Source organism: Ruegeria sp. BH6, from assembly GCF_056538105.1.
Map to the genome: position 1 here is coordinate 1 of NZ_JBQFSR010000002.1, position 15,866 is coordinate 15,866.

The 15,866-nt window shown below is 57.1% G+C and carries 11 protein-coding genes; 4 read left to right on the top strand and 7 right to left on the bottom strand.

All coding sequences use genetic code 11. The annotated features are described in order from the left end of the window. On the top strand, positions 1-842 hold an 842-nt coding region (locus ACR0B8_RS05195), incomplete at its 5' end, for a hypothetical protein (protein WP_480686148.1). 137 nt (positions 843-979) lie between these two features. Here the strand turns inward: ACR0B8_RS05195 and ACR0B8_RS05200 are convergent. From ACR0B8_RS05200 to recA, 4 genes are all read right to left on the bottom strand, one after another. Then, a complete protein-coding gene (locus ACR0B8_RS05200) occupies positions 980-1,603 on the bottom strand; it encodes a transglutaminase-like cysteine peptidase (RefSeq protein WP_226688432.1) in 624 nt (207 codons plus the stop codon). 357 nt (positions 1,604-1,960) lie between these two features. Continuing rightward, entirely contained in the window at positions 1,961-2,248 is a 288-nt protein-coding gene (locus tag ACR0B8_RS05205) for a DUF1330 domain-containing protein (protein WP_170348761.1), read from the bottom strand. Position 2,249: 1 nt separating this feature from the next. Next, positions 2,250-4,922: an alanine--tRNA ligase gene (alaS, locus tag ACR0B8_RS05210; RefSeq protein WP_226688431.1), complete on the bottom strand. Its 2,673-nt coding sequence runs from the start codon at positions 4,920-4,922 to the stop codon at positions 2,250-2,252. A gap of 180 nt (positions 4,923-5,102) precedes the next feature. Continuing rightward, positions 5,103-6,170: a recombinase RecA gene (recA, locus tag ACR0B8_RS05215; protein ID WP_170358541.1), complete on the bottom strand. Its 1,068-nt coding sequence runs from the start codon at positions 6,168-6,170 to the stop codon at positions 5,103-5,105. Between the two features lie 192 nt (positions 6,171-6,362). Between recA and ACR0B8_RS05220 the strand changes: the two genes are divergently transcribed. Further along, entirely contained in the window at positions 6,363-6,956 is a 594-nt protein-coding gene (locus ACR0B8_RS05220; protein WP_226688430.1) for a sulfotransferase family 2 domain-containing protein, read from the top strand. Between the two features lie 5 nt (positions 6,957-6,961). On the opposite strand, the gene ACR0B8_RS05225 is transcribed toward ACR0B8_RS05220, so the two are convergent. From ACR0B8_RS05225 to guaB, 3 genes are all read right to left on the bottom strand, one after another. After that, the gene (locus ACR0B8_RS05225; protein WP_480658254.1) at positions 6,962-9,253 is read right to left on the bottom strand and encodes an ATP-binding protein; all 2,292 of its coding nucleotides are present in this window, start codon (positions 9,251-9,253) and stop codon (positions 6,962-6,964) included. 104 nt (positions 9,254-9,357) lie between these two features. Continuing rightward, positions 9,358-10,515 (bottom strand): RsmB/NOP family class I SAM-dependent RNA methyltransferase, encoded by a 1,158-nt coding sequence (locus ACR0B8_RS05230; protein WP_226688428.1) that lies wholly within the window; start codon positions 10,513-10,515, stop codon positions 9,358-9,360. A 95-nt stretch (positions 10,516-10,610) separates the two neighbouring features. Then, entirely contained in the window at positions 10,611-12,059 is a 1,449-nt protein-coding gene (guaB, locus tag ACR0B8_RS05235) for an IMP dehydrogenase (protein WP_226688427.1), read from the bottom strand. A gap of 216 nt (positions 12,060-12,275) precedes the next feature. Between guaB and ACR0B8_RS05240 the strand changes: the two genes are divergently transcribed. Together ACR0B8_RS05240 and ACR0B8_RS05245 are read left to right on the top strand one after the other, a co-directional pair. Continuing rightward, positions 12,276-14,321, top strand: coding sequence for an ASKHA domain-containing protein (locus tag ACR0B8_RS05240; protein WP_170394158.1), 2,046 nt, complete (start codon positions 12,276-12,278; stop codon positions 14,319-14,321). A gap of 24 nt (positions 14,322-14,345) precedes the next feature. Next, complete coding sequence (locus ACR0B8_RS05245; protein ID WP_170394160.1) at positions 14,346-15,203, top strand: class I SAM-dependent methyltransferase; 858 nt, start codon at positions 14,346-14,348, stop codon at positions 15,201-15,203. Positions 15,204-15,866: the final 663 nt, after the last annotated feature.

The window sequence follows — 15,866 nt, forward strand, 5'->3', positions numbered from 1 at the left end:
ATTCCGGCAACGGCAACGGCGGCAACAATGGCGGCGGTGGCAATTCCGGCAACGGCAACGGCGGCAACAATGGCGGCGGTGGCAATTCCGGTAACGGCAACGGCGGCAACAACGGCGGCGGTGGCAATTCCGGCAACGGCAACGGCGGCAACAACGGCGGCGGTGGCAATTCCGGCAACGGCAACGGCGGCAACAACGGCGGCGGTGGCAATTCCGGTAACGGCAACGGCGGCAATAACGGTGGCCCGGGCAATGGAAACGGGAACGCCGGAAACAGCGGTAATGGCGGCGGCAACAACGGTGGCTCAGGACCGGGCACCGGCAATGGCGGCAGCAATAATGGCCAAGGCGGCGGTAGCGGCAATGGCGGTGGCGGTTCCGGGAACGGCGGCAGCAATGGCGGCGGCACCGATGGCGGCAGTGGCAACGGCGGCAATAATGGTGGCCCGGGCAATGGGAACGGGAACGCCGGAAACAGCGGTAATGGCGGCGGCAACAACGGTGGTTCAGGACCGGGCACCGGCAATGGCGGCAGCAATAATGGCCAAGGCGGCGGTAGCGGCAATGGCGGTGGCGGTTCCGGGAACGGCGGCAGCAATGGCGGCGGCACCGATGGCGGCAGTGGCAACGGCGGCAATAATGGTGGCCCGGGCAATGGGAACGGGAACGCCGGAAACAGCGGTAATGGCGGCGGCAACAACGGTGGTTCAGGACCGGGCACCGGCAATGGCGGCAGCAACAACGGACAAGGTGGCGGCGGCGGCGGCAACGGTAATGGCGGCAGCACAGGCGGCGCTTCTGGTGGGAACGCTGGCGGCCCCGGCAGTGGTGGAACGTTTTAACCGAACAGCTGCATCTGACTTGCGTCCTTAGATTCGGATTTGAATGGTCAGACCAAGCCAAAACCTATGGAATGCACAAAGGGCGACCTCAGGGCCGCCCTTTTTTCCCTCAAGCCCGAGGGGAAATGGAAAAAGTCTCAGCTACGACCGTAAACGCCGACCCAACCGCTGGGTTTCCTGGGGTTTTGCATGCGAAGGAATAGATATTGCGTGGCGGCCCACGGTTTGATCTGATTGGTTAGGTTATCCAAAACCAAATCCCCGGCTGCCGAGCGATAGACAAGCACGGCATGTGAATTGCGCTTTGCATCTAACACAGTCGCGATCAGCAATTTACTGGGATCAACCCCGGCCCGAATTAAATCGCGTTTCTTAAGCAGCGCAAAATCTTCGCAATCTCCCCCACGAGAGGTCGGCAAGGCCCATCGTTCCGCAGTTCGATATTGCGACCGATCCGTTACCGCGCGTGTCGTCGCATTCACCTGACGATTTACCCGTTGAATAATCTGCATCTCTTTCTGGCTGGACATGGACACAGTTGCTTTGGTCGAACACGCCCATCTGTATTGACGGCACAATTGCCGAGCGCCTGACGGCGGCGGCGACACGGCTGCAATCTGGATAAAGCGTCCCTCGGTTGCTCGTGCATCGGTGCCAACACCCAAAGTTCCTAACGCCAATGCGGATACAGCAACCAGTCGACCAATTGATGAAGTCAACCGTGCAGATACATCTCTGAGTTCATTGCTCAACAGCTTCATGCCTGTTCCTCGACCATTATTCATCCTCGCAATTGCGGACAAACAGGACCGTAGATCGTTTAGCTTAACTATCAGTAGACGGTACCGTTTGCGCAATCTGAGGTGAAGTTGCAAGGAAAAAGAGGCGGAAATTCGTTCCGCATTTTGACCATTTCAGGCAAGAATTGTGAGGGCTTGGCCACAATCCAAAAGTTACGTTAGGTTAACTTAGCGCAAGTTATTAAAGGCAAATAACTGTTATATATATAAATATTGCGATATCAAAAAAGTCAGGCGACTCATCAAGTTGCCTGACTTATCCATTGGCTAAATTCCGCTTACACAACCAGAAGTTGGCCTAACTTTGACAGTCGAATTCTATTCAGTGGTCTCGACAATCAGCAATTCACGTTCACTAGCCCCGCGTGCATGGTCCAGCGCCTGTTGATATTCGGGTGAATTGTAGCATTCCACTGCGGCCTCGACCGAGGGGAAACGGGCAACAACATTGCGTGGGCGCTCTTTCCCTTCAAGCTGCACATACCGTCCAGCACGTGCGATGAACGAGCCCCCGTGCTTGGCAAGCGCCGGTCCTGCCAGTTCAGCATATTTGCCATAGGCCTCGTTGTCTGTCACGGTCACGTGGGCAATCCAAAGTGCCGGCATTTTATCCTCCCAAAACTTGTTCTGCGGCTTTGATTGCCGCTTCTGAATTTGACGCATCCCGGCCACCGCCCTGCGCCATGTCCGGGCGTCCGCCGCCACCCTTGCCACCCAGTTCGACCACTGCAGCCCGTACCAAATCAACGGCTGAAACCTTGTCGGTCAGGTCCGATGTTACACCAGCAGCCACGGCAGCCTTGCCACCGGCATCCGCAATCAACAGCACCGCGCCCGAGCCCAGACGGCTTTTGTGTTCGTCGATCAGTGCAGGTAGATCCTTACCTGAAACCCCGCTTAACGCCTGCGCCAGGAAAGGCACACCGTTCACGTCACGTGCTTCGGCTCCGCCGCCCTGCCCTGCACCACCGGCCATCGCCAGATCACGACGCAACTGAGCAACCTCGTTTTGCAAAGCTTTGCGTTCATCCAGCAGAGACTTGACCCGGGTGACCACATCATCCGGCTGCGCTTTCAATTCCGAAGCAATCTGACCCAGACGCTGATCTTGCGCGGACAGATGCCGGAATGCCTCATCCCCGGTCAGCGCCTCGATCCGGCGCACACCGGCACTGCTGGCACTGTCACCCAGTACAACAAACGTGCCGATATCACCGGTCTGACGCACATGCGTGCCCCCACACAGTTCGATGGACCATGTATCGCCGTCGTGACCCTTGCCTGTCTGAGCTTTGCCCATCGACACAACCCGGACTTCGTCACCGTATTTCTCACCAAACAGCGCCTGCGCACCTAGTTCGCGCGCATCGTCGGGCGTCATGATCCTTGTTTCAACAGTCGAGTTCTGGCGGATGAATTCATTCACCTCACGTTCAACCTTTTGAATCTCATCGGGGCTGAGCGCCTTGGAATGGCTGAAATCGAAACGCAGCCGGTCTGAGGCATTCAGCGAACCGCGCTGTGCCACGTGATCACCCAGCGTGTCGCGGAGCGCCTCGTGCAGCAAGTGCGTGGCCGAATGGTTGGCCCGGATCGCTGTTCGACGGGCATGATCAACCTCAAGCTCAACAGCATCGCCCTTCGACAAAGTACCCTGACTTACCGTGACCCGATGCGCATAAACCTTACCTTCTGCAAACTTGCGCGTGTCTTCGACCTGCGCCACGTCTTGCAGGTTCTCAAGACGCCGAATTTCCCCGGTGTCCCCAACCTGACCACCAGCTTCGCCATAGAAAGGCGTCTGGTTCACGACAACCCATCCCGAGCCGCCCTTTTCAATCTTGTCGACCAAAGCGCCGTCAACCACCAGAGCTGCCACCTGCCCTTCGGCTTTTTCGGCGTCGTAACCCAGAAAATCGGTGGCGCCCGCTGCATCCAGAACGTCAAACCAAACGGCCTGATCCGCTGACTCACCGGACCCGGCCCAAGCGGCGCGGGCCTTGGCTTTTTGCTCGGCCATGGCCGCATCGAACCCGTCCGTATCCACTGTCCGGCCTTTTTCACGCAATGCATCTTGCGTTAAATCCAGTGGGAAACCGTAAGTGTCATACAGCTTGAACGCCGCTTCACCAGACAATGCACTGCCTTCAGGCAAGCCAGAAACCTCATCATCCAACAGCTTCAGACCGCGATCCAGCGTCTGTTTAAAGCGGGTTTCTTCCAGCAGCAGCGTCTCTTCGATCAGGGCTTGCGCCTGACCAAGCTCGGTATATTGCGCGCCCATCAGTTGCACCAGCGCGGGCACCAACCGGTGCATGACCGGGTCTTTCGCGCCCAGCAAATGCGCGTGACGCATGGCGCGGCGCATGATACGCCGCAGAACGTAGCCTCGTCCGTCATTCGACGGCATCACACCATCTGCGATCAGGAACGACGTCGAACGCAGGTGATCTGCAATCACCCGGTGATGCACGTTCTGATCACCATAAGGGTCAACACCTGTGGCGTCCGCCGACGCCTCGATCAGGGTTTTGAACAAGTCCGTGTCATAGTTGTCATGGCTTCCTTGCAGCAGCGCCCCAATCCGCTCCAGCCCCATGCCGGTGTCGATCGACTGCATGTCGAGCTCGACCATCGAGCCGTCTTCGAACTGCTCGTTCTGCATGAAAACGATGTTCCAGATTTCAATGAACCGGTCGCCGTCTTCCTCGGCCGATCCGGGAGGGCCACCCCATATGTGATCGCCATGATCATAGAAAATCTCGGTACACGGACCGCACGGGCCGGTGGGGCCCATCTGCCAGAAGTTGTCATTGGTGGCGATACGGATGATCCGGTCTTCTGGCACACCAACCTTCTTCCAGATTTCAAACGCCTCATCATCGGTGTGATAGACAGTGGTCAGCAGGCGGTTCTTGTCGACACCGAATTCCTTAGTGATCAACTCCCAGGCAAACGGGATTGCCTCGGGTTTGAAATAATCACCGAACGAGAAATTCCCTAGCATTTCAAAGAACGTGTGGTGCCGTGCGGTATAGCCCACATTGTCCAGATCGTTGTGCTTGCCGCCCGCGCGCACACATTTCTGAGCGGTGGTCGCACGCTGATAGTCGCGGGTTTCCACACCGGTAAACAGGTTTTTGAACTGCACCATCCCCGAGTTCACGAACATCAGCGTCGGGTCGTTGCGCGGGACCAGAGGGCTGGACGGCACCACTTCGTGCCCCTGTTTGTCAAAGTAGTTCAGAAATGTTGATCGGATATCATTCAGCGTGGGCATAAGGCTCTCTCGGCGCGCAATCATATTGTGTCAAAACGGGTTTATCCCTGTCCCTGCGGATAGTCCACAGCGTTGGACTCGCAGAACGAAACAAGGCGGCCCCAATGGACCGCCTTGTTTCGGATTTTCTAAGCACTGGCAGTGTGACGTGGAATTTTTTCCGTTCCCGTCAGCCATCGTTTACGCCTCGAGGATATCATCATCCTCAGTCGCGCCGGGCGGCATGTCGAAATCCAGACCATGTGCTGCGCGAATCTTGTCTTCAATCTCAAGCGCGGCGCGGCTGTTGTCGCGCAGGTATTGCTTGGCATTCTCACGCCCCTGCCCGATCCGTTCATCGCCATAGCTGAACCACGAGCCCGACTTCTCGACCACGCCGGCCTTGACACCCAGATCCAGCAATTCGCCCATCTTGCTGATGCCTTCGCCATACATGATGTCGAATTCCACCTGCTTGAAGGGCGGCGCCACCTTGTTCTTGACCACTTTGACGCGGGTCTGGTTGCCCACAACCTCATCGCGATCCTTGATTGCACCGATGCGGCGGATGTCCAGGCGGACCGAGCTGTAGAATTTTAGCGCGTTACCACCGGTCGTGGTTTCCGGGCTGCCGAACATCACGCCGATTTTCATCCGAATCTGGTTGATGAAGATTACCATGCAGTTCGAGCGGCTGATCGAACCGGTCAGTTTACGCATCGCCTGGCTCATCAAACGGGCCTGAACGCCGACATTGCTGTCACCCATGTCGCCTTCCAACTCGGATTTCGGCGTCAAAGCCGCAACAGAGTCGACGACAACCATGTTCACCGCACCCGAGCGCACCAACGTATCGGTAATCTCAAGCGCCTGTTCGCCGGTGTCGGGCTGTGAGATCAGCAACTCGTCCAGATCGACGCCCAGCTTGCGCGCATATTGCGGGTCCAGCGCATGTTCCGCGTCAACAAAAGCGCAAACACCACCACGCTTTTGCTGTTCGGCAATGCAGTGCAATGTCAGCGTCGTCTTACCAGAGCTTTCTGGCCCGTAAATTTCAACGATCCGACCCATCGGTAGGCCGCCAATCCCCAGAGCAATATCCAGACCCAGAGATCCGGTCGAGCTGGCCTCGATGTCCTGCTTGGAATCCTCGCCCAACTTCATGATCGAGCCCTTGCCGAACTGGCGTTCGATCTGGGCCAGCGCGCTGTCGAGCGCCTTTTGCTTGTCTGCGTTTTTCTTGTCGCTCATCGTCAGAAGATCCGCCATTGTCCTGTCGCCTTCCCTTTTGTCACACCCTTGAACGGGCGGCAATCGCTGCTTTGTTCGCCTCTTGTTCCTTATGGGACCAAAAAGAGAACATTTCAACTAAAACTTACAATACTTACTGTTGGGCAATTGTGTTAAAGAGTCGTTTACGCCAATCTGCACCCGTAACAAAGATCGGCAAAAGGCAAATAAATGCTTGTTTTCTATAAGGAACGCCTTGCGTTTCTGGCTGTTCCAAAGACCGGCAGCACGGCCTATCACTCAGCCCTGCGCGAGCGCGCCGATTTTGTCGTAACCGGTCCACCGGATCTGAAACACGCTCCTGTACGGCGCTATGACCGCTTTTTTCAGAACATTTTTCGGAAAATGTACGACGCCGAAATGGAGATCATGGCCGTCGTACGCGAACCGATCGACTGGCTGGGCAGTTGGTACCGTTTCCGCAGCCGCGATGGCCGGGTCGGGCATCCACATTCAACTCGTGACATATCCTTTGACGATTTTGTGCAGGCCTATATGAAATCTCCGCGCCCCGATTTCGCGGATGTCGGCAGCCAAAGTCAGTTTTTCCGCACCCGAAGCAACGGTTTTGGTGCAAGCCATGTCTTCAAATACGAAAATCAGGATAAGATTTTGAACTTCCTTCAGGATCGTCTGAACATGCAGATTAACCTGCAGCAGGAAAATGTCTCACCCCGACGTGAGCTTGCCCTGTCACCTGAAACCGAGCGAAAATTTCGAAAACGCCACAACGCCGAGTTCATATGCCACGACGCTGCACTTTGATTTGGTCAGTTAATTTGTTGAAACACCGCTTCGGTCAGCTCATTCAATGAGAATGGTTTCGGCAAGAAGGCCGAATGCGCGATTTCCGGCCCGGAATCACCAAAGGCCCCTTCGGTATAGCCAGACATGAAGATCACCCGTACATCCGGACGCGTTTTCATCGCCTGACGCACCCAGGTTGGCCCATCCATCCCGGGCATGACCACATCGGTGACAAAAACATCGACATTCAACGCCCCGTCCTCAAGCAAGCGCAGTGCCTCTTCTGCCGACCCGGCCTCAAGAACGGTATAGCCCTTCAACCTTAATGCGCGTGTTGCAAAGGCACGCACCGGGGCCTCGTCTTCAACCAACAGCACAACACCCTCACCCTGCCGAGCGCTTTGCATTTCGACCGCGGGCAACAACTCTTGCTGAACTTCCTGAGGCGCGGCGGACACCGGAAGGTAGACAATGAACTCAGTTCCATGTCCCGGAAGGCTGTCGACAAAAATGAACCCGCCCGTTTGCTTGACGATTCCATAGACCGTGGACAAGCCCAACCCCGTACCTTCGCCAGTGCGCTTGGTCGTATAGAACGGCTCAAATACCTTTTGCAGCTTGTCTGCCGGGATACCAGTGCCGCTGTCGATTACCTTGACGGTCACGTATTCCCCCGGCTGAACCGTGGCACGGTCGCGTGTGAAGGGTTGGCTCAGCACGACCACCTCGGTCTCAATCCGAATCTCGCCGCCATCCGGCATGGCGTCGCGCGCGTTCACAACTAGGTTCATCAGCACCTGCTCTAGCTGTCTTTTGTCCGCCCGGACGGGTTTCAGAACCGGATCATGGCTGAGTATCAGGCGCACTTTTTCGCCCACCAACCGGTTCAGCAGGTGGATCAGATCCGAGATCGTATCGCGCAGGTCCAGCACCTCGGGCTGCAAGGTTTGTTTGCGCGAAAACGCCAGCAGCTGACTGACCAGAGCCGCAGCCCTGTTGGCATTCTGGTTGATCTGAACCAGATCGCCGTAGTTCGGGTCATTTTGGTCGTGCCGCAAAAGCAGCAGGTCGCAATGCCCGGAAATGGCTGTCAGCAAATTGTTGAAATCATGGGCAACGCCACCGGCCAACTGGCCCACCGCCTGCATTTTCTGACCCTGCACGAACTGTGCCTCAAGCGTTTTGAGTTCAGTAGCGTCATTCAACACCGCAATCAGGCAGACCTGCCCGTTGTTCAACACACGGTTTAAGGTGACCTGAACAAAAATCTCTTTGTCCTGGCGGGTCAGACGCAGAAACTCGGACCGCATCGTGGGTTCTTGTGCGGCGGTCCGCCCCAACCAATCCAAGATTGGATGCCCCAGCCCTTGCATGATCTGATCGACATTGGTTTCGTCGGGCTCGATCTCACCGATCAACTTTACCGCCAGCCGGTTGGCCTCGAGAATACGACCATCGGGGGCAAGGCGCATGATCGGCACTGGCAAATCGGCAAAGGATGTACCACTGCTGGCTTGCCGGTCCTGCGCCACAGGCAACACAAGCAGGTTTCGCACAGAGCCGGACCAGCCGAGTTCGCATACAATGGCTGAAACCGCACCCCTTGTTGTCTGAACCTGTACAATTTCACCCTGCGTAAGAGAATCGCTCGTGAGCACTTCGTTCAGCGCGTCCGGCCTCTGCCCCAGCATATGCGCCGCTGCGTCATTCACCCGCAGCAAAGTGCCGTTGCGCCCCTCGGTCAGGACCGGGATGTTGACCTCGTCCCACTGTCCTGGCGTATCCAGATGAAAACGCCAGCAAAACCGACCCTGACCAACGTTGAACACTGAAACCGGGATCGTTGACCCAACGGTCACAATGTCTTCGCGGGCTTTGCCATAAATTTCAGCCGATGACTGCAGTCGAAGCAAAATAGCCGGAGGGTTCGCGAACAGGGATTTCAGGCATTGCTCTAACCGACTGCCTGCAAAGGCCTGAAACTGCGCGCGTGCCTCGGGGTTGGCGGCCAGAATTTCGCCTTGGGCATTCGCAATCACGCAGGGAAACAGATCTTGCTCTGCAAAAACGGCCATGGTTTTCACCGCCTGCTGCGCCAAATAGTCCGTGATCTTCCCCCGAAGAACCACCAGAAACGAAGCGGCCAGAAGAGATACGCCCGCAACCATGAAGCCTGTATGCCAAACGTCGGGCAACAGCCCTAAAACCGGCGTCAGGCTTAGAAGCGCACCGATGACAACCAAAGAGGCAAGTCGCAGGCCGGATGGGGTTTTGTGGTCAGACGGATCGGCGAATACTTCCGTAGTGTCAGTCATAAACAACTCAAGTCGATGGGCTTTGGCGTAGTCAGCCCAAATAAGGTTAATGTCCGATTAAGCGAAACCGGATACTCTCCCTAAAGTTGCTATGCCCTGACGCACTATCGCGTCAAGTGTGCAGTGAAGAAACCATCAGCTCCGTGCGAAACAAACCACGTTTTGCGAAATTCCTCGGACCACTCTGGATTGGCGCGCAGAAAGGAGGCGACGACAGCGCCGTTTTCGTCCTCCAACATAGAACACGTCGCATAGGCCAAGACACCGCCCGGCGCGACCATTGTCGATAACTTATCCAGAATGTTCGATTGAATTCCGGTAAGCTCCTGCAAGCGACTTTCGGTTAGTGCCCACTTGCCCGCAGGCGCACGTCGCCACGACCCGCTGCCCGAACATGGCGCATCCGCGAGAATGACATCAAACGGCTTTTGCTGTTCGAGTTTATCCGTGGACACGATCTGAATCCGCACCCCCGCACGTTCCGCGCGCGCAGGCAGGTCGCGCATCCGGCCTGCGTTTACATCATGGGCAAACACCTCGACCCCCTGATGCGCGGCCAGGGCCAACGACTTACCACCCCCACCTGCGCAATAGTCCAGAACCCGCATCCCCGGGCGCAGATTCAAAGCGGCCACAACGGCCTGACTGGCGGCATCCTGAAGTTCGACCAACCCCATTGCATAGGTCCGGCTTTGGGCGATCTTGCGCGCGCCTTGGGTCACTTCCAAGGCTGTTTCGCAAGTTGGATGCGGGGCGGCTGTTATGTCTTCAGCCGCTAGCGATTTGCTTGCGAAAGCTACATCCGTTTTGACCAGATTAACCCGCAGATGCACCGGCGCGCGGTGTTGCAGCGCCCGCGCGACGGCAACTGCCTGATCTCCCAGTGAGGACTGAAATCTGGGCCAGAGCCATTCGGGAATGTCCAAAGACTCGGCATCCGAATGAAAATCACGCCTGACCTCACACTCAGATAAAACCGCGGGCGCGTGACGGGCGCCTGTGAACAAATCCTCCGGCCGTTCGCCAGAGGCGCGAAGCGCACCGATCATCAAACCTCGGCCAGTGTCAGCACCACCCAGCGCCGCATAGGACCGCTGACACCGCAACGCATCAAACACATGATCACGAACCGCAGCACGATCCTTGGACCCGGCAAACCGGCTGCGTCGCGCCCAGTTGGTCAGAGACTTCTCGACGGGCATACCCGACAGAATCTGGTCAAGGATTTCAATCGATGCCTGAATACGAGCGGCCGGGGTCATAGTGTTTTCCGATGCTGTTGTCTTGGCGCGTAAAGATGCGCTGAAAATGCAAAACGGCGCCCTGATCCGGACGCCGCATTACGCATTGGATACAATTACATCACCCGGTAGTTCGGGCTTTCACGGGTGATCTGCACGTCATGCACGTGGCTTTCTTTCAGGCCTGCACCAGTGATTTTGACGAAATTGCAGTTCTTGCGCATTTCTTCAACTGTCGCACAACCGGTATAGCCCATCGCCGCGCGCAAACCGCCAACCAATTGGTGGACCACCGCGCTGGCCGACCCTTTGTAAGGCACCTGCCCTTCGATCCCTTCGGGCACCAGTTTGTCGTTGGCCGCATCCTTCTGGAAATACCGATCTGCCGAGCCGCGCGCCATCGCGCCCAGGCTGCCCATGCCGCGATAGGATTTGAATGAACGGCCCTGATACAGGATCACTTCTCCCGGGCTTTCATCGGTGCCCGCGATCATCGAGCCGACCATCGCACAGGATGCGCCCGCCGCAATCGCCTTGGCGAAATCGCCCGAGAATTTGATGCCACCATCCGCAATCACCGGAACATCTCCGGCGGCCGAAGCGCAATCCATGATCGCTGTCAGCTGAGGCACCCCGACCCCGGCAACCATCCGCGTGGTGCAGATCGACCCCGGCCCGATACCAACCTTGATCGCATCCGCGCCGGCATCGATAAGTGCCTTGGTCGCTTCACCCGTTGCCACGTTACCCGCAATGATCTGAACCTCATTTGACAGCGTCTTGACACGCTTCACTGCGTCCAGAACCCCTTGCGAATGACCATGCGCGGTATCGACCACGATGATGTCGACACCGGAATCCACCAGTTGCTCAGACCGTTCAAACCCGGCATCCCCGACCGAGGTCGCCGCAGCCACACGCAAACGGCCCAGGCGGTCCTTGCAGGCCGTTGGATTCAGCACCGCTTGTTCGGTGTCCTTCAACGTCAGCAGGCCGGTCAGCTTGCCCTCGCCATCGACCACCAGCAGCTTTTCGATCCGACGGGCTCGCATCAGGCTTTTGGCCTCTTCCAGATCGGCGGGCTCTTTCAGCATCGCCAGATTGTCCGAGGTCATCATCGCCTTGATCGGCGTGTCATCCGAGGTCGCAAAACGCATGTCGCGGTTGGTCACGATGCCAACGACGCGACCTTGGTCATCAATCACCGGAAAGCCAGTAAAGTTGTAACGCTGCACCAGCGCCTGCGCATCTGCCAGCGTCTGATCCGCACTCAGGGTCACCGGATTATACACAATGCCGGATTCAAACCGCTTGACCCGCCGCACTTCGCGGGCCTGTTCTTCGGTTGTCAGGTTCTTATGAATAACGCCAATGCCACCGGCCTGCGCCATGGCAATGGCCATGCGCGCCTCGGTCACCGTGTCCATGGCCGAGCTGAGCAGCGGGATGTTCATGGTAATCTCACGGGTCACGCGCGTGGTCGTGTCCGCCGTCGCAGGCAGCACCGTCGATGCCCCCGGAACCAAGAGTACGTCGTCAAAGGTAAGTGCCTCACGAATCTGCATCTGCTAACCTCATGCAAAAGCCCGTTTGGCGGTGACCCTATTACATGGATTCATCCCAAGGAAAAGCCCCTGACCTAAACTAGTTTCCCCCGCAAGCCGCTACCACAGTAAAAAACGACGTTCATTATCCAAAACGTGCCGCGGAATGCCCTTTCCCTTTGCGCACAAACCCATATCTTGCCGGCAAACGCGCGAATACAAAAAGGCAGGCCAGATATGACCACCGATCCCCTTGTTGTCTTTACCCCCTCGGGCAAACGCGGGCATTTCCCCGTCGGCACCCCGGTTCTGACCGCTGCCCGGCAGTTGGGCGTCGACCTGGATTCGGTCTGTGGCGGGCGCGGGATCTGTTCGAAATGCCAGATCACGCCCAGCTATGGAGAGTTTCCCAAGCACGGCGTGACTGTATCCGACGACGCGCTGAGCGAATGGAACGCGGTCGAACAGCGTTACGACGACAAGCGCGGGTTGAAAACCGGTCGCCGTCTGGGCTGTCAGGCGACGGTTCAGGGCGACATCGTGATCGACGTACCACCTGAAAGCCAGGTACACCGGCAGGTCGTCCGCAAGGCTGCCACCGCGCGCGCCATCACCATGGACCCGGCAACCCGGCTGTATTTTGTGGTGGTGGAAGAGCCCGATATGCACTCACCCACCGGCGATCTGGAGCGGCTGGAGCGTGCCTTGCGCGAACAGTGGCACATCGATGCCGTCACAGCCGATCTGTCGCTGATGTCCAAGCTGCAGCCGGTTCTGCGCAAAGGTAAATGGGAAGTTACCGTTGCTGTTCACAAAGGGCACAAGGATTCGGTCGCGAAGGTCGTTGAAATCTGGCCCGGCCTCCATGAAAGCGGGTTGTATGGGCTGGCTATTGACCTTGGCTCAACCACCATTGCCGCCCACCTGACCGATCTGGAAACAGGTGAGGTCAAGGCATCATCGGGTCTGATGAATCCACAGATCCGCTTTGGCGAAGATCTGATGAGCCGCGTATCATATTCGATGATGAACCCCGGCGGCGATCAGGAAATGACAAAAGCCGTGCGCGAGGCGATCAATGACCTGTCCACCTCGATTGCCGAAGAGGCCGGGATTGACGCGGACCTGATCGTCGAAACCGTATTCGTCTGCAACCCGGTCATGCACCATCTACTGCTGGGGCTGGACCCGGTTGAACTTGGTCAGGCGCCGTTTGCTCTGGCCACGTCGGAAAGCATGTCTCTGCCCGCGCGTGAGATGGACCTGACGAAAATGAACCCACGCGCGCAGGTCTATATCCTGCCCTGCATCGCGGGTCATGTCGGCGCCGACTGTGCCGCCGTTGCCCTGTCCGAGGAGCCCGGAAAATCCGAAGACCTCGTTCTGATCGTCGATGTCGGCACCAACGCCGAGATTCTGCTGGGCAACACCAGCCGCGTTCTGGCTTGTTCATCGCCCACGGGTCCTGCATTCGAGGGCGCGCAGATCAGTTCCGGCCAAAGGGCCGCCCCCGGAGCCATTGAAAGGATCGAGATCGACCCCGTTACCAAGGAACCCCGCTTCCGCATTATTGGTTCCGAGAAATGGTCTGACGAAGATGGCTTCGATCAGGACGTTGCCACCACCGGTATCACCGGCATCTGTGGTTCGGGCATCATCGAGGCGGTCGCTGAAATGCGCATCGCCGGGTTGCTGGATGAAAGCGGTCTAATTGGGTCGGCCGAACAAACTGGCACCACGCGCTGCGTGCCCGAAGGCCGCACCCATGCCTACCTGATCCATGACGCCAGCGCCGAGGGCGGCCCGCGCATAACCGTGACCCAAGGCGACATCCGTGCCATCCAGCTGGCCAAATCCGCGCTTTATGCCGGTGCGCGCCTTCTGATGGATGTCATGGAGGTCGATAAAGTGGATCGCGTGGTACTGGCCGGAGCCTTCGGTGCGCATATTTCGACCAAACACGCGATGGTTCTGGGCATGATCCCCGACGCGCCGCTGGACAAGGTCTCAAGCGCGGGCAATGCGGCGGGCACCGGTGCGCGGATTGCGCTGTGTAACATCACCGCCCGGTCGGAAATCGAGCGCGTCGTGCGTGAGATCACCAAGGTTGAAACCGCAATTGAACCCAAGTTCCAGGATCATTTCGTCGCCGCAAACGCTATCCCGCACAAAACCGATCCGTTCCCGGAGCTGTCGCAGGTGGTCAACCTGCCCTCACCTACCTTCAACTCGGCCGGAGGGGCCGATGAAAAGTCTGGTCGCCGACGCCGACGCCGGTCATAGTCGCGTCACCTGAGGGAGGCGATCATGCAAGCAGCGAACGAAGAACAGGCCGAATTCTGGAGCAATTCTCCCTCTGGCGCCAATTGGCTCACCTTTGAAGAGCAGATGGATGAAATGTTGGCCCCGGTTCTTGATCTGGTCCTAGACCGAGCCAGGCTACAACCCGGCATGCGGGTGCTGGATATCGGCTGCGGCACCGGTGCAAGCAGCGTCAGGGCGGCAGAGTTCGTAGGCGAAAGCGGTCACGTACTGGCGGCGGACTTCTCGCAGCCATTTCTGGACCGCGCGGGGCAACGGGCCATCGAAAAAGGGTTGTTAAACATCGACCTCCAACATGCCGATGCTCAGACCCACCGGTTTGTCGAGGCAGATCGCGACGCAATGATCTCGCGTTTTGGGGTGATGTTTTTTGAAGACACGGTCGCTGCCTTTGCCAACATGGCACGTGCGTTGAAGCCGGGTGGTCAGATGACCTTTGCCGCCTGGGGACCATTAGACGGAAATCCCTGGTTCAAGACACCGCATATCATCGCATGTGCCCGACTGGGCAACCCACCTGTAATGGATCGAAACGCCCCCGGCCCATTGGCCTTTCATGACCACGAACGGGTCTCTGGCCTACTGGACCAGGCTGGCCTGACCGATATTCGTGTCGAACAAGTACCTGTCTTACTGCGCATTCGCGGAACGATCGAGGATTGCGCAACCTTGTGTACACGTATCGGTCCGGCGGCCCGTCTGATCGCCTATTTTGAAGGGGACGCCGAGGACGTATTGAATATCCAGCAAGGAATTACAAAGGCATTTCAACCGTATGCGTCTGAAAACACGGTCGAAATCCCGGCTTTGATCAACCTGTTTCAGGCGCGAAAATCTGAGTAATTGGAGCGGGTAGCGGGAATCGAACCCGCGCGTTCAGCTTGGGAAGCTGGACATATACCTGACGATTCGCCTTATTTTTATAGCTTTCCGCCAGTTTTGTTCAAATACTTGTTCAAAACTATTCGTACTGGGCCGGACTGGCACGGACAAGTTCGATGCTTTTCTGCCTCGCGCAATACACATAGAACCTGATTGCTAGTTGAGGCAAATTGACAGGAAATCCCCGTTCAGAACAAGGCAGCCAGTGAACGTCCCACGCAGAATTTTTCAAAGTCCACGTAATCAGATTTTTTTTACGGAGGCACTTTAAGCCAATCTCACCCGACGCTAAATCATTGTTAACTCATCAATACAGGCAAGAGAAACATGATAAATTCAATTGGCGGCCCTCGCTACACCCCACCAACTGCGGCGAAGTCAAAAACACAGCCGAAGCCGAAGCCAGAAGAGCAAGAAACAGAGCAGCCGAAACCTAAACCGAACAGCATGACCCACGCAAAAGCCGTTGAGCATGGGGTCAGAATGGGTCCCGAAGCAGCGTTAGAATATGTCTCACAAGAGATTAGCCGGTTCGCGGACAAGCGAAAGGATAAGAAAGATAGCGACGAAGAAACAGACTAGGAACATCCGGTCATGAGGAATTGGGAGCGAACGATAATCAAG